A 25,014-nucleotide genomic window follows, 5' to 3' on the forward strand; every position below is an offset into this window, starting at 1 on the left:
GGGGGCCCGCGTCAACCGCCGCGGGCGCGTGGGTCAGCCCTTGGCCGGGGCGGTGTCCTTGACATCCACCGGGTCCGGGCCCATCTGCAGGTGCAGGCGCTCGTCGGTGTAGGGCGAGTGGCGGCGCACCACGTCCATGTCCAGCTCCACGCCAAGGCCGGGTTCGCTGGAGGGGATGATGTAGCCGTCTTCCCAGTGCAGCGGCTTCTTCAGGATCTCGGCGTGGAAGCCATCCCAGGTGCCGATGCTTTCCTGGATCAGGAAGTTCGGCGTGCAGGCCGCCAGCTGGAAGCTGGCCGCGGCGCCGATCGGGCCGTTGTACAGGTGCGGGGCGATCTGCGCGTAGAAGGCTTCGGCCAGGCTGGCGATCTTCTTGCCCTCCAGCAGGCCGCCGCAGCGCCCCACGTTCATCTGCAGGATGGATGCGCCACCGGCCTGCAGCAGGCGGAAGAACTCGTACTTGGTGGTCAGCCGCTCGCCGGTGGCGATGGGGATGCTGGTCTTGGCCGCGACCTGGCCCATGGCCTCTTCCTGGCCCGGCGGGATCGGCTCCTCGAACCACAGCGGGTCGTACTTCTCCAGGCGCCTGGCGAGGCGGATGGCCGAGGACGGCACCATCTGCCCGTGGGTGCCGAACAGCAGGTCGCACTGGTTGCCCACCGCTTCGCGGATCTGGCGGCAGAAGGTCTCGCAGCGCTCCAGCACCTCCAGCGACAGCTGGTGCCCGGAAAACGCTGTGTAGGGCCCGGCCGGGTCGAATTTCAGCGCACTGAAGCCGAGGTTCATGTTGTGCACCGCGCATTCGGCGGCCAGGTCCGGATCGGAGTAGTCGTACTCCCCCGAGCGTTCTTCGGGTACAGGTAGGTGTAGGAGCGCAGGCGCTCATGGACCTTGCCGCCGAGCAGTTCGTACACCGGCCTGTTCGCCGCCTTGCCGACGATGTCCCAGCAGGCCATCTCCAGGCCGCTGACCACGCCCATCATGGTCAGGTCCGGGCGCTGGGTGAAGCCGCTGGAGTAGGCACGGCGGAAGAAGCGCTCGATGTGGTGCGGATCCTGGTCCAGCAGGTAGCGCTGGAACACGTCCTGGATCACCGGGACCATCGCCCTGGGGTGGAAGGTGGAGGCGTAGATCTCGCCGACGCCCTCGATGCCGCAGTCAGTCTTGAGGATCACGAACAGCCAGTACATGCCGCCGATGTGCGGCGGCGGGACGGCGACCACATGGGTCTGAAGGGAGACGACTTTCATGCTTGGCGCCCTCTCTTGTCGATGCGTTTCTTCAGGATCAGGGTGGCGACCACGCCCAGCAGGCCAACCGCCACGACATAGGAGAAGTAGATCTGGTAGCCGAAGAAGCCAGGGAAGCGGTCGCTGATCCAGCCGTTGAGCAGCGGTAGGAACACATCCGGCGAATAGCCGACCAGGGAGATGATGCCGATGGCCAGGCCGGTAACACGCTGGGGGATGCGGCAGTCGTCGAGGATCGCCCAATACAGGCCACGGATGGCGTAGGTCATCAGGCCAATGAAGATCACCAGGAACACCAGCACGCCCAACTGATGCATGCTCGGCAGCAGTACCAGGCCGAGCATGCCCAGGGCCGAGAGCAGCATGGCCCAGGTCAGCACTCCGGCCCTGGAGAAGCGGTCGCCCAGCCAACCGCCGCCAATGCCGCCGACCGGGCGCATCCACAGCTTGATGGTGGTGATCAGCCCGGCCATGGTGGCACTGAGACCGAAGCCTCCTTCCTGCAGGTAGGCCGAGAAGCTGTAAGTGGCCCAGAAGAAGTGATAGCCACAGAACACGATGGCGGTCACCAACCAAAGCTCGGGGATGCGCGCCAGGACGCGCAGGTCTTCGAGCAGCTTGCCCTTGCCCGCGGCAGCGCCTTCGTCGCGAGCGCCCTGAGGGTCACGCAGCAGCATCAGCACCGCACCGAGGGCGATGCAGCAGGCGGCGTAGAAGTGGATGACCAGTTGCAAGCCCTCGGCGTTGCGTTCCCCACTTGCAGTGACATAGGCGAACAGCGCGATCGCCACGGTGGCCAGCAGCGCCTCGATCAGACCGCGGCCACCGTCGAGCACGCCGAAGAAGCGGCCCTGCTCGTCGTCGCCGGCAAGCATCTTCACTCGCTTGATCAACGAGGCCCAGAACGTCAGCCCGGTGGTGATGCCGAAGCCGCAGAAAATCGCCAGTAATGCCTGGAAGCCAGGCAATCGTGCGTACCACAGGCCCAGCACGCCGGTGCCCAGCAGCGAGAAGCTGATCAGATAGCGTGGCGAGAAGCGGTCGGCCAGCCAGCCGCTGGGCAGATAGCTGACCAGGAAGGCGAAGCCGAGGAGTGAGTAGAGGTAGCCCAGCTCGCTGTTGCCGATAGCCAAGGCATCGAGCATGGTGCTCTGGTACACCTGGCGCAGGTAGAGCATCGGGTAGATGGCTCCGGCGGCGATCACCAGCAGAGCCAACTGCAGGTAGCGGGACAGATTGGCGCTGGACGGAACGGCCATGGGCATGGCCTCTGCACTTATTGTTTTTTTCATCATGCGTCTCGTGACCGGCGGTGACGCCGGCGGTATGTCGGAAAACGCGACGGCGCAGGGTGCAGGCAGGCGCCCTGCGCCGTCCGTCAGTACTTCAGGACCACCAGGCGGGTCTGGGTGAACTCCAGCATTCCGTGCTTGCCATCGTCGCCACCGAGGCCGGAGCGTTTCCAGCCGGCGTGGTAGCCCTGATAGGGGTCGGCGGGAGTGCGGTTGACATAGAGCTCGCCGGCCTCGATGGCGTTGGCCACCGTCATCGCCGTGCGGTAGCTCTCGCTGTAGAGCACCGAGCACAGGCCGAACTGGTGGTCGTTGGCCATCGCAAGGGCTTCGTCGAGGGTCTCGTAGCGCAGCACCGGCAGTACCGGGCCGAAGATTTCCTCCTGGACAATCTCCATGTCCTGGCGGCACTCGCTCAACAGAGTGGCGGGATAGAAATGCCCCGGTCCTTCCGGCAGCACGCCACCGCATTCCAGCACGGCGCCTTCGGCAACAGCGCGCTGAACCTTGGCGTGGATCTCCTGGCGCGAGCGGGCGTTGACCAGCGGCCCCATGCGCGTGGCGTCCTCGGCGCGGTCGCCGCTGCGTACGGAGGCTAGCTTCCCGCGCAGCAGGGCAAGGAAGCGCTCGTGCACGCTGGCCTGTACGTAGACGCGCTCGATGGCGGTGCACAGCTGACCGCAATGAGTGGTCTTGGACGCGGCGATGGCACTGGCGGCCTGCTCCAGGTCGGCGTCGGCCTCGATGATCGCCGGGGTCTTTCCGCCCAGTTCCAAGGACGGCTTGGCGATGTTGGCCTTGCAGTGGTCGAGCACGGTACGCCCGGCACCGACGCTACCGGTCAGAGTGATCATGCCCACCGCCGGGTGCCGGCAGAGGCTGGCGGCGACCTCGTGGACCATGGTCAGCACGTTGAACACGCCGGCCGGCAGCTCGGCCTCCGCAGCGGCGCGGGCGATTTCGAAGGCGGAGGTCGGCGTATTGTTGCTTGGCCGCACCACCACCGCGTTACCGGTGATCAGCGCCGGGGCGACCTTGCGCAGCAGGGTGTAGACCGGGTAGTTGAAGGGGATCAGGCAAGCCACCACGCCGATCGGCTCGCGTTGCAGCAGGATGGTCTCGTCGCGCGAGTCGCTGGGAATCACCTCGCCTTCGATGCGCCGTGCCCATTCGGCGTGGTAGCGGGTGACCTGCGCGGCGTAGATGGCCTCGTTGGTGGCGTCCTGCACGCTCTTGCCGGACTCGCGGGCCAGCGCTGCACCGATACTGGCAGCGTTGCGCTCGATGGCCTCGGCGAAACGCCGCAGGTACTCGCCGCGCTCGATGGCCGGCAGCCTGGCCCACTCGCGCTGGGCCCGTTGCGCGGCTTCGACCGCGCTCAGCACCTCGACCTCGCTGGCCGCCGGCACTTCGGCGATGCAGGCTTCGGTGGCCGGGTCGAATACGGCGATACGCTCGTCCACGCTGGAATCGTGGAAACGGCCGTCGATGAAGTTCTGGTCAATACGCATGGGCATTCCTGGGTTCAAGCAACGCGGTGGCGAAGGAACGACAGGAGGAGCGCGGTGCAGGCGCGAAGCCACGCCGGCAAGCGGGTGCGGGCAGGCATGGGGAAATGCTCTTGTCGTTCTTGGGTGGCCAAGTTTCGACAGGAGCGGCAGGCCGGACAAACGATTAATAGCGCCGGGCAACCTGCGTTTTTCGCATGTTACCCGGCGCACCATCTCATCGCCGCAAGGCGCGTTTCAGCATGGACTGACGATGTGCGCGGCACTGTCCAGGCTGCGCTCGGCCAGCTGCACTTCTTCCAGCAGCCAATCGCGGAAGCGCTCCACGTGCTCCGGCAATTCCAGCTCCGGGCGACTCACCCACCAGTAGGACTGGTGGCCGTCCACCTGCACGTCGAGCAGCTGCACCAGTTGCCCGGCCACCAGTTCGCGGGCCACCATCTGGCGATCAGCCATGGTCACGCCCAGGCCGTCGATGGCGGCGCGGATGGCCATGTCCAGCAGGTCGAACTCGTAGCCGCCCTGCAAGTCGACGCCTTGGATCTTCGCCGCCGCCAGCCAATGGCTCCAGGTCAGGTAGCGCTGGTCGTCGCGGGCCAGCACATGCAGCAGGGTCATGCCGTTCAGGTCCAGGCCCTGTTCCTCGCGCTGCACCAGCAGGCCCGGCGCGCACACGGCAATGTGCTTCTCGTGCATCAGCAGCGAGCTGTCCAGGCCCTCCCATTCGCCGTTGCCGAAGCGGATGGCGCAGTCCAGGGTGCCGGTCTCGGCCAGGCTGTCCTGCAGATGGGTGGTGAGGGTGACCTCCAGCCCCGGATGTGCCTCGCGCAGGCGCCCCAGGCGCGGCAGCAACCAACGGCTGGCGAAGGTCGGCGGCGCGTTCAGGCGCAGGCGGTTGAGGTGCTGGCGCTGTTGGATGCCACGCACCGTCAGCTCGATGCGGTCGAACGACTGCTGCAGCGCGCGCAGCAACATGCGTCCTGCATCGGTCAGTTGCAGGTGGTGGTGGCGGCGCTGCAGCAGCGGTTCGCCGAGCTGTTCCTCCAACTGGCGCACCTGGCGGCTGACCGCGCTCTGGGTGACGTTGAGCAGTTCGGCGGCACGGGTGAAGCTACCGGTGCTGCCGGCCACCTCGAACGCCTTGAGTGCATTGAGCGCCGGAATCTTGCGCTTCATCGCTGGCCCTCCCCTCGCGCCCCCGTCGGACGCGGCATGCGCATTTGAGTATGGCAGCGGCCGCGGAGTCACCGCAGCCGTCGCGACGGGCTCAGAAGTAGTAGCCGATGTTGGCGTAGAGCTGGTTCTCCCAGTGGTCGGTGCCGCCTTGGGCCAGGCTCTGGGTATAGTTGCTACCGCCGATATAGGGGTCGTTGCGGCCATTGAGCCATTCCAGCGCGATGTAGAACGACCGCACCGAGAAGGAGGTGCCGAGAATGAAGCGCTCGGAGGCGTCGAAGCCGCTGGCCGACTTGTCGAAGCGGCTGTAGTTGCCATAGATCCTTACCCCGCTCACCCAGCCATCCACGAAGGTGCCGGGGATGCTGTAGCTGAGGTCGCCGACGTAGAGGTTGCCGCGGCTGGCGACGTTGAAGGTGCCGTCGTAGCCACCGAAGCTGATCACCTCGTCGCTGCCCGGGTTGCGTGGCGACATCTGCTGGCGCCCGGCCAGGAGTTGCACGCCCCAGGGACCATTCTGCCCCAGGTAATGCAGGGCATAGGCGTTGCGCCGGCCGGTATCGTGGGTGTCCTTGTTCTCCAGGCGCGAGGTCAGTGCGGAAACCCCGACCTCGGACTTCCACCCGCCCAGCGGCAGCGAACGCGCCAGGCGGGCCGCCACGATCTGCCGCTCCTGGTTGCGGGTACCCCCGGGTACGTAGTCGTCGGCGGAAGTCACCACCGTCGAGTAGGTGCTGCCGTTGCTGGTGCCGCGCCCCGGCCAGGCCGGTCGGCCGTACAGGCCCGCCTGCAGGTTCCAGTCGCCCTGCTGCTGGATGTACTTGGCGCCCACAGCGGCCACGTCTTCCAGACCCACCACGTTGCCGAGGGTCTCGTAGAAGGTGCTGCCGAAGAACGGCTGCAGGCCGAAGGGAATCGGGTTGAGACCGACCTGTATCTGCCGGTCCGCATCGAAGCGATAGCCGATCCAGGCGTATTCGGCGAAGGCGATATCGCCGATGTGGTCGGTGTACTGGTAGGGGTACTGCTTGCCGTAGAAGCGGTAGCGCGCCGCGCCTATCCAGCTGTCGGAGGTGTAGGTGGCGCGCAGCATCAGGGTGTCGAAGCCAGCCTTGTCGATGTCGCGGTCCGGGTCATGGTCGAAACGCGCGCGAATGGCGCCGCCGACATCGAGTTCGTCCGTCACCGGCACTGCCAGGGCGGCGGCGCTGCAAGTCAGCAGGACGGGAAACAGCAGGTGCGCATAGGAGCGCGGCAGGGGAATTCTGGCCACAGTGGAAAGCCTCGGCGAAGTTCTTGTCGTTATTCTGCGCACCCGGCGCGGATACTCCTCCGCACCTTGTGCGCGGCCGAAACTAGTCCCTGGCGCAAGGCGCGCACAAACGACTAAAACGCCGGCGTAACCCGAGAAAAACGCATGTTTGCAGGACACGCGGCGGCGCTAGAATCGACTCATAACGACAAGCCCGCGCGCCCCACGCCGCGCCCCATTCGGAAGCCGCCCCATGCGCAGCCTGCCGCCGTTGAACATGCTCCGGGTCTTCGAGGAAGTCACCCGCCACCGCAGCTTCAACCGCGCCGCCGAGGCGCTCAACGTCACCCAGGGCGCAGTCAGCCGGCAGATCAAGCAACTGGAGGGCTATCTGGGCGTCAGCCTTTTCGTACGAACACCCCGCGGCCTGACCCTCACCGAGACCGGCAGCGCCCTGGCGTCGCATCTGGGCAACGCTCTCGACCAGATCGAAGGCGTCCTGCAAGCGGTTCGCGTGCCCAACCTGCGCCAGCGTCTGCGCATCCTCGCCCCGCCCACCTGGGGCACGCGCTGGCTGTCGCCGCGCCTGCGCAGCTTCCTGCAGCGCTACCCGGACATCAGCCTAAGCGTGACCAACGCACAGGACCACGACAACCCCGGCGAGCTGGACTGCTGCATCCGCTTCGGCCTGGAGGCTGCCGCCCAATGCCACAGCCAGTTATTGATGATGGAACGGCACCTCGCCGTGGCCAGCCCGGAGCTCTTCGATGGGCAGGGCCCACCGGAGCTGGATGCGCACCCGTTGCTGCATATCCTCCACCAGGGCAAGCGCCTGAAGGTCTGGGAGAACTGGCTGGAGGCCGTCGGCCGCAACGACGTCGACGCCAGCAGCGGCATCGAGTTCAGCACACTCGACCAAGTCATCCACACCGCCCTGGCTGGCGGTGGCCTTGCGGTGATCGACCGGCAGATGATCGAGCGCGAGCTGGCTGCCGGCAGCCTGCTGCCGATCACCCCGGTGGAAGTGCTCGGCCCCTACGGTTACTGGCTGGACGTCCCCACTGACAGGCACGGCCTGTCCAAGGTGCAGCGCTTCCAGGACTGGCTGGGGTTGATGAGCACTCCATGAGGCGGCTTTGCCACCTTCTGTCCAGCATCGACCTCTCCGAGGAATCCCGTGAGCGGTCACCTGGACAAGCTTTCCTGGGGCGATCTGCGCATCGTCACGGCGATCGGCGAAGGCGGCAGCCTGGTCGCCTCCGCAGCTACGCTGGGGCTGAACCACTCGACCGTCTCCCGGCGCCTGGCAGCCCTGGAGCTGGGCCTCGGTGTGGCCCTCTTCGAGTGCCACTACCGCCGCCAGCCCGACTTCATCGAGGGCCGCGAACCGCACTCCGCCTCGTTCGCCCTGCCAGGCGCTAGCACCGGGCCGCAATCCTGGCCAACGCCGCCAAGGGTTTCGGCGTGCCGACAGTGATCTCGATCATCTCCCGGGAAAGCTCCGCCGGACCGCTGTTCCCTGAGCTTCAGGAAGCCTTCCCCGACGCCGAGGCCATCGATCGCCACACCTCCAACCCGGGGAGGACGAACAGTTCATCGCTGCCATCAACCCCAGCGCCAGGCAATGCCTGGTATGGCCTTCCTTTCTTTCTGTGTCTTCGCCTTTGCAGTCATGAGGCATCTCGTGTGGTGGTCAGTCATTGCACAAAGGCATATAGCGCTTGCACTGCCGGTCCCCTACGAATCGTCCCGCCCCGACAGGACAGCCATTTTGCATCTCGCTCCGTACAGGGAAGCTCTACCGACAGCCGCCCTGACAGCATCGGTTATAGCGCTGCTGCCATCTTCGCCGCCGGCCGTGCTTCTTCCGCTCCGCCATCGCCACGTCCGGCATCGGTCAGCGTCAGGTACTTGGTCTCCGGCGCCCAGGCCAGAGAGATCAGCGCACCGAACAGGAGGATGCCGGCGAGGATCGCCATGGTCGGGTTGAGGCCAATGCCAGCCACGCTCACCGGCAGCAGGAAGGTACTCAGCGCCGAGCCCAGGCGGCTGGTAGCGGTAGCCAGGCCGATGCCACCGGCACGCACCTCGGTGGGGAAGCTTTCCGCCGGGTAGACGCCAACCAGGTTGCTCACCGCCGACAGCACCAGGGTGAACAGGCCGAAGGTCACCACCATCAGCCAGGCCAGGCTGCCGGGCAGCAGCACCAGCAGGAAGAGCGCGACGGAAAGGATCAGGAAGGAGCCGATGAGGAAGCCACGGCGGGTGAACTTCAGCGTGCACCAGATACCCAGCAGAGCACCCACCACCAGCAGTGCGTTGAGCAGCATCTCGGTGCCGAAGCCCTCTGCCAGCCCCATCTTCTGGAGGATCGCCGGCAGGAAGGTATAGATAGCGAAATACGGCATGACGAGACAGATGAAGAACAGGCAGTTGAACGCGGTGCGCGTGCGATACTGCGTGCTGAACAGCGCCTTGTAGCCGCTGTGCGCGGGCGTCGCGATCTCGTCGTCGAGCACCACGTGCCCGCCCAGATGCTTGCGCACGATGGCCCGGGCTTCTTCCACGCGGCCCTTGTGCACCAACCAGCGTGGCGACTCGGGGGTGCCGATGCGGGCGATCAGGATCAGCGCGGCGGGGATCGCCGAGGACGCCAGCATCCAGCGCCAGGCGTCGTCACCCAGGCCGAGCATGGCGGTACCGACGAAAGTGGCGGCGACGTAGCCGAAGGTCCAGATCACGCTGAAGGAGCCCAGCAGCACGCCGCGGTGCTTTTTCGGCGAAAACTCGGCGAGCATCGCGTGGCCGACGCTGAAGTCGCCACCCAGGCCGATGCCGATCAGCACCCGGCAGAGGAACAGTTGCAGCGCGGTCTCGGCGAAGAACTGCAGTAGCGAGGCCAGAGTGATCAGCACGAAGCTGATGAGGAAGATCTTCTGCCGCCCCAGGTGGTCGGAAATCCAGCCGAAGAACAGGCTGCCGAAGAACAGTCCGAGCAGTGCCGAGCTGCCGATCAGCCCCTGCCAGAAAGGGTCGAGATCCAATTGCGGGGTGATCAGGGTGAAAGCGATGCCGATCAGTCCGAGGATGTAGCCGTCGGTGAAGTGGGCGCCGAAGGTGAGGCCGGCAATCCTGATATGGAATCCGCCAATGGGCAGATCATCGATTTTGACTGTGTTACCCGACATGATCATCTCCGATTTGTTCTTGTTGGTCTGAGCGGGGTACAGGCCGCCGCGCCGTTCGGGCACGGCGGTGGTTGGAACTCCATAGCCGCATGGCCGCTGTTGCGCGCGCGGCCGCGTCAGTCGGCCAGGCCGCCGAACAGCAGGTACTTGATCTCCAGGTATTCGTCGAGGCCGTACTTCGAGCCCTCGCGGCCCAGGCCGGACTCCTTGATACCGCCGAAGGGCGCTACCTCGGTGGAAATGATCCCTTCGTTGATGCCGACCATGCCGACCTCCAGGCTCTCGGCCACCCGCCATACTCGACCGATGTCGCGGCTGTAGAGATAAGCGGAAAGGCCGTAGGGCGTGGAGTTGGCCAGGCACAGCGCTTCGGCCTCGTCGCGGAAGCGGAAGCAGGCGGCCACCGGACCGAAGGTCTCCTCACCGGCGATCAGCATGTCGGCGCTCACCTCGGCCAGCACCGTGGGCTCATAGAAGGTTCCACCGAGGGCGTGGCGGCGGCCGCCGCAGAGCAGCCGGGCGCCTTTCTCCAGGGCATCGCCGACATGTTGCTCCACCTTACCCAGAGCCGCCTCGTTGATCAGCGGGCCCTGCTCGGTCTCACCCTCCAGGGCGCTACCCACGCGCAGCGCAAGCACCGCCGCGGTCAGCTTGGCGGTGAAGGCCTCGTACACCTCATCCTGCACGTAGAAGCGGTTGACGCACACGCATGTCTGCCCGGTGTTGCGGAACTTCGAGGCCATGGCGCCGCGCACCGCAGCGTCCAGGTCTGCGTCGGCGAAGACTATGAAGGGCGCGTTGCCGCCCAGCTCCAGAGAGACCTTCTTCAGCGTCTCGGCGGCCTGGCGCATCAGCAGCTTGCCGGTGCGGGTCGAGCCGGTGAACGACAGCTTGCGCACCACGCCGGATGCCTGCAGCGCTCCGCCGATGGCCGGGGCATCGCCGGAGACGATGTTGAACACCCCGGCGGGGACTCCCGCCTGCTCGGCCAGCACGGCTAGGGCGAAGGCCGAGAGCGGCGTTTCTTCCGAAGGTTTAAGGATCAGCGTGCACCCCGCCGCTAGCGCCGGGCCGACCTTGCGAGTGACCATCGCCAGGGGAAAGTTCCAGGGCGTGATGGCGGCCACCACGCCGATCGGCTGTTTGGTGACCACGATGCGCGCGTCGGACTTGTGCGAAGGGATAACGTCGCCGTACACGCGCTTGGCTTCCTCGGCGAACCATTCGAGGAAACTCGCCGCGTAGGCCACCTCGCCTTTCGCCTCGGCCAGCGGCTTGCCCTGCTCGCGGCTGAGCAGGCGCGCCAGCTCGTCCTGATTGGCCAGCATCAGCTCGGCCCAGCGGCGCAAGCGTGCCCCGCGCTCCTTGGCGAGCAGCCCGCGCCACGCCGGCAGGGAGCGCTCGGCGGCGGCAATGGCGGCGTTGGTTTGCTCGGCGCCGCCGCGCGGCACTTCGGCGATGAGTTCGCCGGTGGCCGGGTTGCGCACCGGGTAGGTCGGGCCACCGTCATGCCACTGGCCGTCGATATAGTGCCCGGCTCTCAGCAGCGCGCTCATGCCACTGCCTCCGTGAGGGCGAAAGCTTCGCGCATCGGTCGTGCCACGCGCAGGATGCGCTTGCCGGCGGTGTAGTCGTTGATGACATCGCAGGGGGTATAGTTACGCTCCAGCTCGTACAACTCCTCCTCGTCCAGACGCGTCTCCAGCGCGGCCAGGGCGCTGTCGAACTGCGCGTTGCTGTCGGCGCCGACCAGCATGCAGTCCACGCCGGGGTGGTTCAGCACCCAGGCCTGGGCTATCTGCGCATTGGATACGCCACGACGCCGGGCCACTCGCTGCACCGAACGGGCGATCTCCAAGGAAGCTTCGTCGGCGTACATCTGCTGGGTGAAGAAATCGGTCTGGTTGCGTGTGGACTGCACGTCGCCGGTCAGCAGACCGCGGGCCAGCGGGCTGAACACCGAGACGCCCAGGCCTTGGTCACGACAGAATGGGATCATCTCGCGCTCTTCCTCGCGATAAGCACAGTTGAGCTGCAGTTGCATGTTGATCGGCTTGACCCAGCCGTTGCGTTCGCAGGCCATGAGGATCTTCGCCAGTTGGCCGGTGAGCATGGTGGACACGCCGATGTAACGCGCCTTGCCGGCCTTCACGATGTCGTTGAGCGTGGCCATCACCTCTTCGACCGGAGAGTTCAGGTCATAGAAATGCAGCATGTAGAGGTCCACGTAGTCCATGCCCAGGCGAGTCAGGGAGGCATCGATGCTATCCATGATGTGCTTGCGCGAATGGCCGCTGGCGTTAATGCCAGGGCGGGTGCCGTAACCGACCTTGGTGGTCACTACTATGTCCTCGCGACGCACCAGGCGGTTGAGGATGCGCCCGAGCACTTCCTCGCCGACGCCGGCGGAGTAGAAGTCGGCCAGGTCGATGAAGTTCACCCCGGCATCCAGCGCGTGTTTCACGATCGGCTCGCTGCGCTGCTCGTCGAAGATCCAGGGTTTCCAGTCCGGAGTGCCCATGTTCATCGTGCCCAGGCACAGCTTGGAGACCTTTAGCCCGGAATTGCCGAGACGGATGTATTGCATGGCGACGACCTCAGGCGTTGGGGGTGTAGAAGGGATTGGCAATCTGCCCTGCCACGTCGGCCAGCTGTGCGCGTCCGGGCTTGCAGCTCAGAGCCGCGCGGATGGCGGTGCGGCAGGCGTTGTAGTTGTTCAGGTAGACGGCATCGAGGTCGTCGCAGGCCGGGTTTACCCAGTTGGCAGTGATGATCGCCCACTCGTCCTCGGCCTCGGCCGGCAGGGTGCCGTCCAGCAGAGCCTCGGTGACGGCCCTGGCGATGCCGGCCTGGGACGCGCCCCAGGTGGCGTTCGCGTGTAGATCGCCGTTGATCCCGGCCTTGTTCACGTACAGGGTCATCGGCTTGACCGGGATGTTCGGCTGGGCGACCACCATGAACGGGCAGTGGCCCTGGCTGGGCGACGCCAGGCTGCAGGCGAAGGCCTGGCCGGCCGGGCCGTTGCGTGGGCCGAGGAGGATGTTGATGTGCGCGGCGTTGACACCGGGGCCTTCGAAGCCTTCACCGATGTAGAGAGCGAGCTGTTTCATGGGATACCTCGTGGGATAGTCGGGACGAACGGGAGCGCGGAACACAAGGATCCGTGCGCAAGGCTGCTGGCAGCGGGGTTCAGTGAGAGGTTCGCGACGGGACGGAACGAAGGACGAGCGGGGGCGGGAAAGCAGCGGGAAAAGTAGAGTCATGGCGCAATCGCTCGTTGTTATTGTCGGGAGCCGTTGCGCGATTTTTAGCACCGGCGCCTGACGGACCGGTAAGCATAAAAACTCAAGGAGCTATGAACTCAGCTCATAGCATCGGTACTCAGATACCTATCTTGTCCAGTGTCCGCCCGACGCCTTCCCAGAACGAACGCTGGATGCGCTTCTGGTAGCCGCTGGCGGCGAACTGCATAGGTTCCTGAACCTGGTGGGTGGCAGCGATCTCGGCGCTGCCGAGGTCGCCGCCCACCAGTTGCAGCGGGCCGTCGCCCTCGCCCGCCGGATGCTCGCTCTTCGGCGGCGGGGCGAGTTCATCGTAGCGCAGGTAATAGACCGCGCCGGCCCTGGCGTCGAGCACGAAGCTGGCGATGCGGGTGAAATCCATCGGCCCGTCGGCGAACAGGGTCCAGAAGCTGCCTGCCAGCGGACGGCGCATCTCCAGCTTGTAGCTGCCGGTCTCGAACTCGAAGGCCAGGTAGCCGTTGCTCGGCAGGCTGCCGATCAGCTCGTTGTTGAGGAAGATGCCCGGCGCCTCGAGTTCCTCGTCCGCCCACTGGCTCTGCGGGCGGTAGAGGTAGACCGTGGCGTGACTGGCGTCGGCGGCAGGATGGGTGGCGAAGACGGGACCGTCCAGCGCACCGAAGAACGCGCCGGGCGTGCTGCAGCCAACCAGGCTCGCGACGATCGACAGGGCCAGCGACAGGCTGCGCAGCATGCTCCATCCCTCTTCTTATGGTTATTCGCCAAGAATAACCAGCCCGGTCATGGCTGCCACCCGTCGAAAGTCCGGTTCGCCGGCCTCAGGCCGGGCGCGGCACCTTGGCCAGCGGCGGGGCCGGCATCAAGCGGCGCACCAGCCACTTGCGCACCGGCACCACACCGCGCTCCTGGAACAGCACGCAGAACGCCACCAGCAGCACCAGGAACAGCGGGTAGTAGAGCAGCGACGAGGGCAGCGCAGCCGCCGCCTCGGTACAGGCGCGCCAGTCGTCGAGACAACGCCCGGGCACGGCGATAAGGCGCTCTCCCCGGGAGAACAGGGTGAACATCGGCACATGCAGGGCGAACAGCGACAGCGAGGCGGCGCCCAGGCGCGGCGACCAGTGGCGGACGAAGGCGCTCTTCGGGTCGGCGGGCAGCGCGCAGAGGCACACCAGCAGCAACTGTGCCGGCAGCAGCAGGCCGTTGTGCAGCAGGAAGTACCAATGCTTGGCACCCTGGGTGAACAGATAGTCGGCCACCAGGAAGGCTGCCACTACCAGCGCCACCAACCCGGCGAGAAGACCGCGCCCTGGCGCCAGGCCACGGTCGCGGTAGCCGCGGAACAGCCCGTAGGCGAGGATGCCGCCGAGGAATTCCGGCAGGCGCAGCAGCGGATTGCGGTGCAGCAGGCCGGTCCAGGGAATCCCGTAGCTCTCGCTGGCCACTACCAGCACCGGCGGAACCAGATAGACCAGCCAGACCAGCGCCAGCACCTTCCACTTGTGCCGGCTGCGCATCAGCCGCGGGGCGACGAACGGAAACGCCAGGTAGAAGAACATCAGCGTCGACAACGACCACAAAGGCGCGTTGAAGGTCAGGTAGTAAGGATTCCAGGCCTGCAGCAGGAGGATCTGCAGGATGCTGTTGACGAACAGTTCGGTGTTGCTCATCCAGTGCAGGAAAAGCTCCGGGTGGGTGCGACCGAGCACTTCGTTGGTGTCGTAGATGACGAAGCGCGGAGTGGCCTTGTCCAGCTCGGGGCCAACCCCGAGATGGCTCAGCGCCAGCAGCACCAGGATCGACAGCAGCAGGGAAAACAGGTGCAGCGGGTATAGGTTGGACAGGCGCTTGGTCCAGAAGCTGCGGGGGCTTTCGCGCAACCGGCCGCTGCGCGCGTAGACGTGGGCCAGGAGGAAGCCGGAGAGCGCGAAGAAGGTGCTGGTGGCGAAGAAGCCCAGGCTGGTCAGCTCATCGAGGCCGGGAAACTTCTGCTCTTTCGGATAGGTATGCAGGGTGTGGTACACCACCACGTACAGGCCGAGCAGGAAGCGCAACCATTCCAGTCCGATGAAACGTTCCTTGGAGTCGGGCGTTGCCACGCATCTCTCCTTTGTCATTGTAATGGGCGGTGCGGGGTAGACCCGCAGGCTCCCCGGCAAGTTTCACCGGGACGGCCAGCGGGTACGAACGGCCGGCACCCTAGCGACGACGGTCGAGGAAATTCACCACCACCCGGTCCAGCCACCCCCACAAGCGCTGGTGCAGACGCATCCACAGCGGCCGCGCGCGCCACATCGCCAGGGTCACCTCGCGGCTGTCGGCGAAGTCCGCCAGCAGGCTCGCCGCCGCCTGGTTGGTGAAGTCCGGGTCGAGGGCCTCGAGATTGGCGTCGAGGTTGAAGCGTAGATTCCAATGGTCGAAGTTGCAGGAGCCGACGCTGACCCAGTCGTCGACCATGACCATCTTCAGGTGCAGGAAGCGCGGCCGGTATTCATGGATCTGCACGCCGGCGCGCAGCAGGCGCGGGTAGTAACGTTGTCCGGCATAGCGTACAGGGGCGTGGTCGGTGAGCCGCCCGGCGAGCAGCAGGCGCACTTCCACGCCACGCTGGGCGGCCTTGCGCAGGGCCCGGCGGACCTTCCAGGTCGGCAGGAAGTACGGTGTCGCCAGCCAGATGCGCCGCCGCGAACCGTTCAGCGCGCGGACCAGCGACTGCAGGATGTCGCGATGCTGGCGAGCATCGGCGTAGGCCACCCGGCCCAGCCCCTGCTCCGCCCCCGGTTGCGGCGGCAGGCGGGTGAGCGTCATGCCTTCGCGGGGCTTCCAGGCCTTGTCCTCCAGGCAGGCCTGCCATTGCCGCTCGAACAGCGCGGCCCAGTCCGCCACCACCGGGCCGTCCATCTCCACCATCACTTCGCGCCAGGCGCTGACGTCACTGACCGGATCCCAGAATTCGTCGGTGATCCCGGCGCCGCCGACATAGCCGATGCGCCCGTCCACCAGCAGCAGCTTGCGATGGTCGCGGTAGAGATTGCCGCCGGTCAGCTTCCAGCGCAGCGGGTTGTACAGCCGCAGCTCGCCACCGGCCTCGCGCAGGCGCTGGCCCCAGGCGCTGCCCAGGCCTAGGCAGCCGAAGCCGTCGAACAGGCAACGCACGGCGACGCCCCGGCGGCGGGCATCGAGCAGGGCCAGAAGAAACAGTTCGGCGCAATGCCCGTCCTCCACCAGATACAACTCCAGCTCGATGCTCCGCTGCGCCGCCTCGATGGCCAGAAGCATGCGCGGAAAGAAGCGCGCGCCATCGTTGAGCAGGGCGAAGCGGTTGTCGCTGCGCCAGGGGAAGACCGGACCGCTCACCGCGACGTGAAGATCAGCACGGCGCCGACCGGCACCGTGAGCCCGATGCTGCTGGCGCCGGCCAGCTTGCGCAGGGTCTCGATACCCGGGGCAAGGTCGAAGTCGGCGGCTTCCAGCACCAGCGGCGACAGGGTGACCACCTGGAAGCGATGCTCGTCCAGGCGGGTCACCAGCAGGTCGCTGGAGTAGCGCTTCTGCCTGCCGTGCAGGCTCACGGTCAGCGGCTGGCTCATCTCCAGCTGCACGCCGCTGGCCAGGTCGACGATCGGACCCAGGTCGAGCTGCGCAGTGATCTCCGCTTCGGCGAAGCGCTTGGTCTCGAACAGATGCTCGCGGATGCGCTCGTCGCGCAGCGGGATCCCGCTGCTCACCGAGTCCAGTTCGACACGCAGGCGCGCCTGGCCCTTGTCATCGACCTTGCCATGCATGACCAGGAAGCGGCCGACTTCGGAAAGGGTGGCGTTCTTGGTGGAGATGAAGCTGAGTCGCGACGACTCGTAGTCCAGGTACCAGGCGGCCTGGACCGGCAAGGCCAGCAGGGCCAGGCCGAGGCAGATCAACTTGTGCATGCGGGCTCCCTATGCGTCCGGCGCCACCTTAAACCGGGCGCCGGGGAGCAGGCAAACCCCCGCCTCAGTCCAGCGCGTGCTGCAACTGACTGATGGTCTCGGCCAGGGTTCCCAGGTGCCGCCGGCGAACCCGCTCGACGCAATCCTGGTCGCACGGCCAGTGCAGCGCCACGCTGCCCAGCAGGCGGCCCTGGACGCGCACCGGCAGGGCCACCGCGCGGATCAGGAACGGCAGGCGCACCGGGTATTCCCAGTGCCCCTCGGTGCGTTCGCCGTAACCCTGGCCATGGGCCTGTTCGCGGGTGCGCAGCCAGAGGTCCTCGTCCACCTGGTGCTGGCGCGCCAGGCGGCGTACCTCGCTGTCTTCCAGTTCGCCCAGGCAAGCCTTGCCCATCGCCGAGTGGAACAGGCTGGCATGCTGGCCAACCACCAGCCGGTTGGCCGGGTAGCGTTTACGCAGGACACCCGGCACCGAGCTTTCCGCCACCAGCAAGTGGTCGCCGTCGAGGATCGACAGGTCGGCGACCAGCCCGGTACGCTCGCTCAGTTCCACCAGCAGCGGCGCGGAACGCTCCACCACCTGGCAGCGGAAACGCTCGGCGGCGTCGCCGTACAGGCGGTTGGAACGCAGGCGGTAGCGCCGGTCGGTCAACGCGCGGTACAGCCAGCCCTGTTCCAGCAGGGTATGCAACAGCCGCGACACCGTGGCCTTGGGCAGCCCGCTCAGATAGTGCAGTTCCTCCAGGCCCAGCGCGCGGTGCTGGCCAAGCAGGTCGAGGAGCGCCAGCGCCCGCTCCACCGAACGGACGGTTCCCGCTTCTTCTTTTTCCGGCATGACGACACCTCCACCGTCGACAGACCGTGATGGCAAAGCAATATGCAAGCCCAGGCCTTGTAGGAGAAGTCTGCAAGCACAGCCAGCGTGCCTACCGAAGCCAGGCCGCTCCCGCCACCTCCAGCATCGCCGGCGGGCGCCGGCCGACCCAGCCGGTCAGTTTCTCGTGGGCCCGGGCCAGTTGCAGCACCGCCAGGTCGGCCTGCGCCGGGCCGATGATCTGCAGACCCATCGGCAAGCCCGCCGCACCGAAACCGATCGGTACGCTGATCGCCGGCAGGCCGGCCAGGGTCGCACCGATCACTACCTCCATCCAGCGATGATAGGTGTCCATCGGCCGCCCGCCGACCTGCCGCGGCCAGGGTATCTCTGCATCGAAAGGAAACACCTGGGCGGTGGGCAGCAAGAGGAAATCGTAACGTTCGAACAGGCGCGCCAGGGCGCGGTACCAGTCGCTGCGATCCAGCGCCGCGCGATACACCTCGGCAGCCGTCAAGCCGAGCCCGGACTCCACCTCCCACTGCGCCTCCGGCTTGAGCCGGGCGCGATGCGCGGGGTCGACGTAGAGCTCGCCGAGGCTGCCCTGCACCAGCCACTGGCGATGGACCAGCCAGCTGCGCCACAGACGTTCCAGCGAATAGTCCGGCAGGCACGCCTCGACCTCGCAACCCAGTTCGGCGAAATCGCCCAGCGCGGCGTCGCAGAGCGCCAGCACGCCCTCCTCCATCGGCAGGTAGCCGGCGTAGTCGCCGAGCCAGCCGAGCCGGGCGCCGTGGAAATCGCGCTCCAGGTCGCCGGCGAAAACGCGCGGATCGTCACGCAGCGACAACGGGCAGCGCGGGTCGTAGCCGGCCTGGGTGGCCAACAGCCGGGCGACATCGGCGACGCTGCGGCCCATCGGACCTTCGGTGGCCAGTTGCTGGATGAACAGCTCCGGCTGCGGTCCGTGCGGCACCCGGCCCAGGGACGGCCGGAAGCCGTAGATGTTGTTGTAGGCCGCCGGATTGCGCAGCGAGCCCATCATGTCGCTGCCGTCGGCCACCGGCAACATGCGCAGCGCCAGCGCCACCGCTGCCCCGCCGCTGCTGCCGCCGGCGGTCCGCGACGGATCGTAGGCGTTGCGGGTGGTACCGAAGACACGGTTGTAGGTCTGCGAACCGAGGCCGAACTCCGGCACGTTGGTCTTGCCGATGACGATCGCCCCGCTGCGCCTGGCGCGTTCGACGATGATCGCGTCGTGCGCCGGCACCTGTCCGGCGAACAGCGGCGAGCCCAGGGTGGTGGGGATGCCGGCGGTGGCGGCGAGGTCCTTGACTGCCTGAGGCATGCCGTGCATCCAGCCAAGCCATTCGCCGCGCGCCAGTTGCCGGTCGCGCTCGTCGGCCTGGGCCAGCAGCAGGCTTTCCGGTCGCAACGAGACGATGGCGTTGACCCGCGGGTTGAACCGCTCGATCTGCGCCAGGTAGGCCCGCATGACCTCGCGACAGGACAGCTCGCGTCGGCGGATCGCCGCGGACAACGGCAACGCGTCCAGCGCGACGATCTCCTCGTGGTTGTCGCGTCGATCGCCGGTGGCGCTCATTCACAGACTCCTTGCCGGCTTGCCCAGGACCGGTTGGGGGGCGCGCGGAGCGGGCGTGGCGCCCTCCCGCAGGTACAGGGTGGCGAGCAGACCGAGGAAGGCCGCGCCGAGCACGTAGAACGCCGGCGCCACCGGCGAGCCACCGACCTCGCTCAGCCAGGTGACGATGAACGGGGCGAAGCCGCCGAACAGCATCACCGCCAGGTTATACCCCACCGCCAGGCCGGTGGAGCGGACCCGCACCGGGAACTGCTCGGCCACCGCGGTCGGCGCCGGGCCGTAGAAACCGCCGATCGCCGTGCACAACAGCAGTTGCATCAGCAGCAGGCGCTCCAGGCTGGGCGCGGCGGCGACCCAGGCGAACAACGGGTAGACCATCAGCATGAAGGCCAGGGTCGAGACCAGCAGCACCGGCCGCCGGCCGACCCGGTCGGACAATCCGCCGGCCAGCGGGATCACCAGGGTCATCAGCGCCACCGCCGCCATCTGCACCATGAATACCTGGTCCAGCGCCAGGCCCAGCTGCTTGTGGGCAAAGGTCGGCATGTTCACCAGCACCACGTAGAAAGACACCGTGCCGATCACCGTCAGGCCCATGCTCACCAGCACGCCGCGCCGGTGCCGGCGCAGCACGCCGAGCAGGCCCAGGCGCTCGCCGGGCGCCTGGCGGGCCTCGAGGAAGGCTTCGGTCTCGCTCATGTAGCGGCGGATCCAGAACCCCACCGGGCCGATCAGCAGGCCGACCAGGAACGGCAGCCGCCAGCCCCAGCTTTCCAGCGCCGCCGCACTCAGGCAATGGGTGACCAGCGCGCCCATGCCGGCACCGGTGAATACCGCCAGGCACTGCCCGAACAACTGCCAGGAACCGTAGAGGCCACGCCGATGCGGCGGCGCGCTTTCCACCAGGAACGCCGTGGCGCTGGCGAACTCGCCACCGGTGGCGAAGCCCTGCAGCATCCGCGCGATGACGATCAGCAGCGGCGCGCCCAGGCCGATGGCCGCGTGGGTCGGGGCGAGGGCGATCAGCGCGATGGACAGGGTCATCAGCAGGATGATCAGTTGCATCGCCGCCTTTCGCCCCTTGCGATCGGCATACAGGCCGAGCAGCACGCCACCGGCCGGGCGCATGAAGAAGCCGACGCCGAAGGTCGCCAGGGCCATCAGCAGCGAGGTGTAGTCGTCACCGGAGGGAAAGAACAGCCTGGCGATCAGGCTGGAGAGAAAGCCGTAGACGATGAAGTCGTACCATTCCAGGGCGTTGCCGATCACGGCAGCCGCCACCTGGCGGGTACGCGAGGTACCGCTCGGGCAAGCGTGCATGGGAGTCTCCTGGTAACCGGGAAAGGCCGGCGCGGTTCAGGCCGCACCGAGGCTGGCGGCGGTGCCGACGCCGGCGGCCGCGGAAGCGTCCAGCCAGGTCTCGGCGAGCGCGCCCCAGTAGGCGGCGCCCAGGACCAGGATGTCGTCGTTGAAGTCATAGCCCGGGTTATGCACCATCGGTCCCCCGGCGCCATTACCGATGAACAGGTAGCTGCCGGGGCAGCGTTGCAGCATCCAGGCGAAATCCTCGCTGCCCATCAGCTTCGGCGTAGCGCCGTCGACCTGGTCCGCGCCGAGCAGCTCGACCCCGACCTGGCGGGCGAACTCGGTTTCCTCGGCGCTGTTGACCAGCACCGGGTAGGCCGGATAGTGCTCGATGCTGGCCTGGCAGCCGTAGCTGGCGGCCTGCTGCTCGATGATCGCGCGGACCCGTTGCAGGACCTGCTCGCGCACCTGCCCGTCGAGCGCCCGCAGGCTCAGGCGCAGCAAGGCGCGCTGGGGAATCACGTTGGCCGCTTCGCCGGCCTGCAGCGCGCCGACGGTGACCACCGCGGCCTTCTGCGGGTCGATGTTGCGCGCCACCACGCTCTGCAAGGCCATCACCACGCCGGACGCGGCGAGCAGCGGGTCGACGCTCAGGTGCGGCATCGAGCCGTGGCCGCCGACGCCTTCGACGGTGACCGTCAGCAGATCCTGGGACGCCATCATCGGCCCGGCGCGGAAGCCCAGGTGGCCGGCCTCCAGCCCCGGCATGTTGTGCATGCCGAACAGCGCGTCGCAGGGGAAGCGCTCCAGCAGACCATCGGCGAGCATCGCCTCGGCACCGCCCTGGCCTTCCTCGGCGGGCTGGAAGATCAGCACCAGGGTGCCGTCGAAACGCCGGGTCGCCGCCAGGTAGCGCGCCGCGCCAAGCAGCATCGCGGTGTGCCCGTCGTGGCCGCAGGCATGCATCCGCCCGCCGTGGCAACTGCTGTAGCCGAGCCCGGTGGCCTCGACGATGGGCAGCGCGTCCATGTCCGCCCGCAGCCCGATCCGGCGCGGACTGTCGCCCTGGCGCAGGACCCCGACCACGCCGGTGCGGCCGATCCCTTCGTGTACCTCGTAGCCCCACTCGCGCAGGCGGTCGGCGACCAGCGCGGCGGTGCGCCGCTCCTCGAAACCCAGTTCGGGATGGGCGTGGATGTCCTGGCGCAGGCTGCGCAGATCGTCGCCGACCTCCTCGAGCCAGGCCACGATGTGTCGATGTCGAGCCATGCCGTCTCTCCTCTGGCCGGATAGCGCTCCGGTCTTGTTGGCGGGAGCCCCGGGACGCAAGGCCGCCCGGGCTTGGCAACAGCTAAGCGCGGCACGCGGCGGAGGACAACGAAAGGCGGTTCCACTGGGTGGAACCCGACGCCCGCGCCGGCCTTCAGAGCTGTTCCGGCGGCACTTCGCGGAAGTTGAGCACGGCGAAGACCGGCACCTCGGGAGTGATCGAAGGGATATTGGCCATGTCCTTCAGCGGCTTGAGCTTTTCCTCGAGGTTGAAGTCGAGCAGCTTGAGCAGCACCGGCTCCAGGGTGGCCACCTGGACCAGCCCCTCGCCCTGGCGGGTGACCAGCACGTCGGCCTTGAGGCGACGCTGCTGGCCGTGCAGGTCGAGGGTGAAGTCGAGCTTCTCGACCCGCGACTGGCCAACCCGCAGGTCGTCGAAGCCGGCCATGTCCAGGCGGCTCTCCACGGTGGCCTGGGGGAAGCGCGAGGTCTCGAAGAAGTTGTCCTTCATCCGCTCGTCGCGCAGGGCCAGGCCGCTGTCCAGGGTGCCCAGCGGCACCACGATGCGCGCCACGCCCTGCTTGTCGATCTGCCCGCTGAGACGGTCGAAGCGCTGCACCTCGGCCATCTTCGCGCGCTTCACGGAGACGAAGCTGATTCGCGAATAATCCGGTTCCAGCTGCCATTCCGCCGCCGACAGCAACGGGCTGAACAGCAGCAGCACACACAATACGACAGGCATTCCACCTCCGGCTGCGGGCCGGCGCCATCCCTCGCACCGCGCCCCGACATGCGCCGCCGGTCAGTCCGGCAGCCTGTCCGCCTCGGCCAGCAGCCGGCATCCTTCGCGCGGGCCCAGCCAGGCGGCCGTCTGCGTACTGCCGAGGCCGCGGGCGGTCACCCGGCGGCGGGCTTCGTCGTCGAAGAAGCCGCTGATCGGCACGTACTGTTGGGTATAGGCCCGGCAATAGTCCGCAGAGTTCCCCATCACGTAGCGACAGGAACAGTACTCCTTGGCCGTGTAGGCGCCGATGATGGCGGGAAAGGCCGCCAGGTGGACGCGGTTCTGCCAGGCCCAGGCCAGCGCCGCGAGCAGTAGCAGGAGGAACAGCGCGAGCCAGGGGTGGCGTCGGATCATGGCGGTGTGTCCCCGGCGAACGCCGCCCTGGCCAGGCCGAGGAAGCGGTTGTCGTCGTAGCGTCCGTCGCGGTCGTCGGCGTAGCGCACGATCACCAGCTTCTGCTCGGGCAGGACGTAGAGCGCCTGGCCCCAGTGACCGAGCGCGGCGAAAGCGGTCTCCGGGATGTCCGGCCAGGGCGGCGGCGCGCCTTTCACCGCGCGGTTCAGCCACCAGTGCCCGCCGGGCACCGCCTCGCCGGCCTCTTCCGGACTCGGCCGGTAGCGGGCGAAAGGCGTCAGGTTGAATTCGATCCAGGACAGCGGCAGCAGCTGGCGCTCGCGCCAGCGCCCGTGGCGCTGCATCAGCAGGCCGACGCGGGCCAGGTCGCGGGCGCTCAGGTAGGCATAGGACGAACCGACGAATGTGCCGGCGGCATCCCGCTCCCAGACCGCCGAACGAATCCCCAGCGGCTCGAACAGCGCGCGCCAGGGATAGTCGGCGTATTCCGCGCCGAGCATGCCGTGCAGGGCCGCCGCCAGCACGTTGCTGTCGCCGCTGGAGTAGCGGAAGCGCCGGCCCGGCTGGCGTGCCACCGGTGTGCTGGCGACGAACCCGGCCATGTCGTCGCGGCCGCGGGTATAGAGCATCGCCACCACCGAGGATTTCAGCGGCGCGAACTCGTAGTCCTCCTGCCAGTCCAGCCCGGAGGACCAGTTCAGCAGGTGACGCAGCGTCACCTCGGGATGGCGGGCGAGCGGCGGGTAGTAGCCGGCGACCGGATCGTCGAGCTGGAAGCGCCGCTCGCCCTGGGCGATGCCGAGCAGCGTGGCGAGCAGGCTCTTGCTCACCGACCAGGTCAGGTGCGGCGTCTCGGCGCGGCTCGGCCCGGCATAGCGCTCGTAGACCAGGCGGCCGTCGCGGACCACCACCAGCGCATCGGTGCGAACGCCCTTGCGACGGACATCGTCACGACGGGGAAAGGCATAGCGCTCGAACGCCTCCAGCGCCGGCCCGGTGGGCTGCGGCGCGCGCGGCCAGTCGGCGTCGGGCCAGTCTTCACCGAGAGCGGCAAGGGAACACGTCAGGAGCAGCGCGGCGAGGGCGCCGCGGAACAACGGCAAAGCGGGCATCGGCGGGGCCCTCTCGACAGTCGAGGGGCCACCCTAGCACGGCCTCGATGACAGCCGGAAGCGCGGGTTCAGCCGGGCATGCGGTAGTCGTCGGGACCGAGCAGGTCGATGCCGCACTCCAGGTTCTCGATCCAGTAGAGGAAGGCGCTGATCATTTCCTTGCCGACGAAGGGGCGGCCGTGTTGCGGCACGATCATCTCCACATCCATGTCCCGGACCATCCGCGCCCACAGGCGGCAGATCTTGTTCGCCGCCATGTAGCGGCGATGGAAGCCGTCCATGTACTGGATGTGCGCGGCGAAGTCGGTCACCGGCGAGGCGTCGTCCACCAGCGAGGCGCCCATGTCGCCGGAGAAGAGAATCCTGCTCACCGGATCGTAGAGCTGGAAGTTGCCCACCGAGTGCAGGAAATGCGCGGGAATCGCCTTCAGCGAACAGTCGCCGAGGGAAATCGCCTGGCCGCGGTCGGGCAACGGGATGACCCGGTCGTAGGTGTTGATGCCATGGCTGACCGCCAGGTAGTTGGCCGTCAGGTGCGGCAGAAAGCGTGCCCAGAGCTTGGAGCAGATCACTCGCGCGCGGGTGTGCAGCAGCCATTTGTCGAGGGCGGCGATGATGTCCGGGTCCTGGTGCGAAGCGAAGATGTAGTCCAGTTCCTGCAGCGGGAAGCGCTTCGACAGCTCCAGCGAGAGCGGCGTATAGGTCAGGTCGCCGCCCGGGTCGAGCAGCAGGTACTGGCCGTTGTCGACGATGAGGAACTGGTTGGACTGGACGCCTTCGCCGCTGACGAGGTCATCGAAACACAGGCACTGGTGGCTGCCGTTGTCGAACAGCACGATCGGTTCGCGTCGCATGGTCGGTGGAATCTACTCTGTGCAGGCGCGAGGCATGCCTCGCCGGATGCTGCGCAGGGTAAGCGCC

Annotated in this window: 22 protein-coding genes and 1 pseudogene; 2 read left to right on the forward strand and 21 right to left on the reverse strand. The window is 67.2% G+C overall.

All coding sequences use genetic code 11. From position 1 onward, the window contains the following. Positions 1-33: 33 nt before the first annotated feature. The 5 genes and pseudogenes from B7D75_RS22270 to B7D75_RS22290 all read right to left on the reverse strand — a co-directional run bounded on the left by B7D75_RS22270 (position 34) and on the right by B7D75_RS22290 (position 6,490). Positions 34-1,250 (reverse strand): annotated as a pseudogene (locus B7D75_RS22270) (mandelate racemase/muconate lactonizing enzyme family protein). Further along, the gene (locus B7D75_RS22275; protein ID WP_371106870.1) at positions 1,247-2,542 is read right to left on the reverse strand and encodes an MFS transporter; all 1,296 of its coding nucleotides are present in this window, start codon (positions 2,540-2,542) and stop codon (positions 1,247-1,249) included. Before B7D75_RS22275 ends, B7D75_RS22270 begins: the two are co-directional and overlap by 4 nt. Positions 2,543-2,628: 86 nt before the next feature. After that, a complete protein-coding gene (aldA, locus tag B7D75_RS22280; RefSeq protein ID WP_034078314.1) occupies positions 2,629-4,053 on the reverse strand; it encodes an aldehyde dehydrogenase in 1,425 nt (474 codons plus the stop codon). Between the two features lie 234 nt (positions 4,054-4,287). Then, complete coding sequence (locus tag B7D75_RS22285) at positions 4,288-5,226, reverse strand: LysR substrate-binding domain-containing protein (protein WP_034078315.1); 939 nt, start codon at positions 5,224-5,226, stop codon at positions 4,288-4,290. 91 nt (positions 5,227-5,317) lie between these two features. Then, a complete protein-coding gene (locus tag B7D75_RS22290) occupies positions 5,318-6,490 on the reverse strand; it encodes a porin family protein (RefSeq protein ID WP_394419880.1) in 1,173 nt (390 codons plus the stop codon). 241 nt (positions 6,491-6,731) lie between these two features. On the opposite strand from B7D75_RS22290, the gene B7D75_RS22295 reads away from it, so the two are divergent. Both B7D75_RS22295 and B7D75_RS22300 read left to right on the forward strand, forming a co-directional pair. Beyond that, positions 6,732-7,607, forward strand: a complete 876-nt coding sequence (locus B7D75_RS22295; protein WP_058146817.1) for a LysR substrate-binding domain-containing protein — start codon at positions 6,732-6,734, stop codon at positions 7,605-7,607. Between the two features lie 48 nt (positions 7,608-7,655). Beyond that, positions 7,656-7,955, forward strand: coding sequence for a helix-turn-helix domain-containing protein (locus tag B7D75_RS22300; RefSeq protein WP_107114436.1), 300 nt, complete (start codon positions 7,656-7,658; stop codon positions 7,953-7,955). Between the two features lie 349 nt (positions 7,956-8,304). Here B7D75_RS22300 and B7D75_RS22305 read toward each other — a convergent pair whose 3' ends face one another. The 16 genes from B7D75_RS22305 to B7D75_RS22380 all read right to left on the reverse strand — a co-directional run bounded on the left by B7D75_RS22305 (position 8,305) and on the right by B7D75_RS22380 (position 24,947). Further along, positions 8,305-9,666 carry an MFS transporter gene (locus B7D75_RS22305; protein WP_034078348.1) on the reverse strand — a complete coding sequence of 454 codons (1,362 nt, stop codon included), beginning with the start codon at positions 9,664-9,666 and terminating at the stop codon, positions 8,305-8,307. A 116-nt stretch (positions 9,667-9,782) separates the two neighbouring features. After that, positions 9,783-11,222: an NAD-dependent succinate-semialdehyde dehydrogenase gene (locus B7D75_RS22310; RefSeq protein ID WP_034078319.1), complete on the reverse strand. Its 1,440-nt coding sequence runs from the start codon at positions 11,220-11,222 to the stop codon at positions 9,783-9,785. Beyond that, complete coding sequence (locus tag B7D75_RS22315; protein WP_034078320.1) at positions 11,219-12,253, reverse strand: aldo/keto reductase; 1,035 nt, start codon at positions 12,251-12,253, stop codon at positions 11,219-11,221. The genes B7D75_RS22310 and B7D75_RS22315 overlap by 4 nt, the downstream gene beginning before the upstream one ends. Positions 12,254-12,263: 10 nt before the next feature. After that, positions 12,264-12,776: a formaldehyde-activating enzyme gene (gene fae / locus B7D75_RS22320; protein WP_043102371.1), complete on the reverse strand. Its 513-nt coding sequence runs from the start codon at positions 12,774-12,776 to the stop codon at positions 12,264-12,266. A gap of 271 nt (positions 12,777-13,047) precedes the next feature. Next, positions 13,048-13,659, reverse strand: coding sequence for a DUF2846 domain-containing protein (locus B7D75_RS22325; RefSeq protein ID WP_034078322.1), 612 nt, complete (start codon positions 13,657-13,659; stop codon positions 13,048-13,050). A gap of 85 nt (positions 13,660-13,744) precedes the next feature. After that, entirely contained in the window at positions 13,745-15,025 is a 1,281-nt protein-coding gene (locus tag B7D75_RS22330; RefSeq protein ID WP_107114437.1) for an acyltransferase family protein, read from the reverse strand. Positions 15,026-15,125: 100 nt separating this feature from the next. After that, complete coding sequence (locus tag B7D75_RS22335; RefSeq protein WP_079385041.1) at positions 15,126-16,205, reverse strand: phospholipase D-like domain-containing protein; 1,080 nt, start codon at positions 16,203-16,205, stop codon at positions 15,126-15,128. 74 nt (positions 16,206-16,279) lie between these two features. Continuing rightward, on the reverse strand, positions 16,280-16,852 hold the full coding sequence (locus B7D75_RS22340; RefSeq protein WP_003155453.1) for a YceI family protein: 573 nt from the start codon (positions 16,850-16,852) through the stop codon (positions 16,280-16,282). Positions 16,853-16,916: 64 nt separating this feature from the next. Further along, positions 16,917-17,687: an IclR family transcriptional regulator gene (locus B7D75_RS22345; RefSeq protein ID WP_034078327.1), complete on the reverse strand. Its 771-nt coding sequence runs from the start codon at positions 17,685-17,687 to the stop codon at positions 16,917-16,919. Between the two features lie 91 nt (positions 17,688-17,778). Then, the gene (locus B7D75_RS22350; protein ID WP_107114438.1) at positions 17,779-19,269 is read right to left on the reverse strand and encodes an amidase; all 1,491 of its coding nucleotides are present in this window, start codon (positions 19,267-19,269) and stop codon (positions 17,779-17,781) included. Beyond that, positions 19,270-20,589, reverse strand: a complete 1,320-nt coding sequence (locus B7D75_RS22355) for a citrate-proton symporter (RefSeq protein ID WP_034078329.1) — start codon at positions 20,587-20,589, stop codon at positions 19,270-19,272. 36 nt (positions 20,590-20,625) lie between these two features. Further along, positions 20,626-21,843 (reverse strand): M20 aminoacylase family protein, encoded by a 1,218-nt coding sequence (locus tag B7D75_RS22360; protein WP_012077147.1) that lies wholly within the window; start codon positions 21,841-21,843, stop codon positions 20,626-20,628. 154 nt (positions 21,844-21,997) lie between these two features. Then, positions 21,998-22,585 (reverse strand): YceI family protein, encoded by a 588-nt coding sequence (locus B7D75_RS22365; RefSeq protein WP_012077148.1) that lies wholly within the window; start codon positions 22,583-22,585, stop codon positions 21,998-22,000. Positions 22,586-22,645: 60 nt separating this feature from the next. Further along, positions 22,646-22,981: a hypothetical protein gene (locus B7D75_RS22370; protein ID WP_012077149.1), complete on the reverse strand. Its 336-nt coding sequence runs from the start codon at positions 22,979-22,981 to the stop codon at positions 22,646-22,648. Continuing rightward, positions 22,978-24,093, reverse strand: a complete 1,116-nt coding sequence (locus B7D75_RS22375) for a serine hydrolase domain-containing protein (RefSeq protein WP_058130352.1) — start codon at positions 24,091-24,093, stop codon at positions 22,978-22,980. Before B7D75_RS22375 ends, B7D75_RS22370 begins: the two co-directional genes overlap by 4 nt. A gap of 68 nt (positions 24,094-24,161) precedes the next feature. Next, on the reverse strand, positions 24,162-24,947 hold the full coding sequence (locus B7D75_RS22380) for an oxygen-binding di-iron domain-containing protein (protein WP_012077151.1): 786 nt from the start codon (positions 24,945-24,947) through the stop codon (positions 24,162-24,164). Between the last annotated feature and the right edge of the window lie 67 nt (positions 24,948-25,014).

The organism is Pseudomonas paraeruginosa, assembly GCF_003025345.2.
Lineage (GTDB): Bacteria > Pseudomonadota > Gammaproteobacteria > Pseudomonadales > Pseudomonadaceae > Pseudomonas > Pseudomonas paraeruginosa.

Bases quoted from the DNA above. Each gene is read 5' to 3' on its own strand.
- B7D75_RS22310 (WP_034078319.1), bottom strand. From the start codon at position 11,222: ATGAGCGCGCTGCTGAGAGCCGGGCACTATATCGACGGCCAGTGGCAT.
- B7D75_RS22315 (WP_034078320.1), bottom strand. From the start codon at position 12,253: ATGCAATACATCCGTCTCGGCAATTCCGGGCTAAAGGTCTCCAAGCTG.
- B7D75_RS22285 (WP_034078315.1), bottom strand. From the start codon at position 5,226: ATGAAGCGCAAGATTCCGGCGCTCAATGCACTCAAGGCGTTCGAGGTG.
- aldA (WP_034078314.1), bottom strand. From the start codon at position 4,053: ATGCGTATTGACCAGAACTTCATCGACGGCCGTTTCCACGATTCCAGC.
- B7D75_RS22365 (WP_012077148.1), bottom strand. From the start codon at position 22,585: ATGCCTGTCGTATTGTGTGTGCTGCTGCTGTTCAGCCCGTTGCTGTCG.
- B7D75_RS22360 (WP_012077147.1), bottom strand. From the start codon at position 21,843: ATGGCTCGACATCGACACATCGTGGCCTGGCTCGAGGAGGTCGGCGAC.
- B7D75_RS22325 (WP_034078322.1), bottom strand. From the start codon at position 13,659: ATGCTGCGCAGCCTGTCGCTGGCCCTGTCGATCGTCGCGAGCCTGGTT.
- fae (WP_043102371.1), bottom strand. From the start codon at position 12,776: ATGAAACAGCTCGCTCTCTACATCGGTGAAGGCTTCGAAGGCCCCGGT.
- B7D75_RS22275 (WP_371106870.1), bottom strand. From the start codon at position 2,542: ATGAAAAAAACAATAAGTGCAGAGGCCATGCCCATGGCCGTTCCGTCC.
- B7D75_RS22375 (WP_058130352.1), bottom strand. From the start codon at position 24,093: ATGCCCGCTTTGCCGTTGTTCCGCGGCGCCCTCGCCGCGCTGCTCCTG.
- B7D75_RS22380 (WP_012077151.1), bottom strand. From the start codon at position 24,947: ATGCGACGCGAACCGATCGTGCTGTTCGACAACGGCAGCCACCAGTGC.
- B7D75_RS22295 (WP_058146817.1), top strand. From the start codon at position 6,732: ATGCGCAGCCTGCCGCCGTTGAACATGCTCCGGGTCTTCGAGGAAGTC.
- B7D75_RS22370 (WP_012077149.1), bottom strand. From the start codon at position 22,981: ATGATCCGACGCCACCCCTGGCTCGCGCTGTTCCTCCTGCTACTGCTC.
- B7D75_RS22345 (WP_034078327.1), bottom strand. From the start codon at position 17,687: ATGCCGGAAAAAGAAGAAGCGGGAACCGTCCGTTCGGTGGAGCGGGCG.
- B7D75_RS22305 (WP_034078348.1), bottom strand. From the start codon at position 9,666: ATGTCGGGTAACACAGTCAAAATCGATGATCTGCCCATTGGCGGATTC.
- B7D75_RS22335 (WP_079385041.1), bottom strand. From the start codon at position 16,205: ATGCTTCTGGCCATCGAGGCGGCGCAGCGGAGCATCGAGCTGGAGTTG.
- B7D75_RS22355 (WP_034078329.1), bottom strand. From the start codon at position 20,589: ATGCACGCTTGCCCGAGCGGTACCTCGCGTACCCGCCAGGTGGCGGCT.
- B7D75_RS22350 (WP_107114438.1), bottom strand. From the start codon at position 19,269: ATGAGCGCCACCGGCGATCGACGCGACAACCACGAGGAGATCGTCGCG.
- B7D75_RS22340 (WP_003155453.1), bottom strand. From the start codon at position 16,852: ATGCACAAGTTGATCTGCCTCGGCCTGGCCCTGCTGGCCTTGCCGGTC.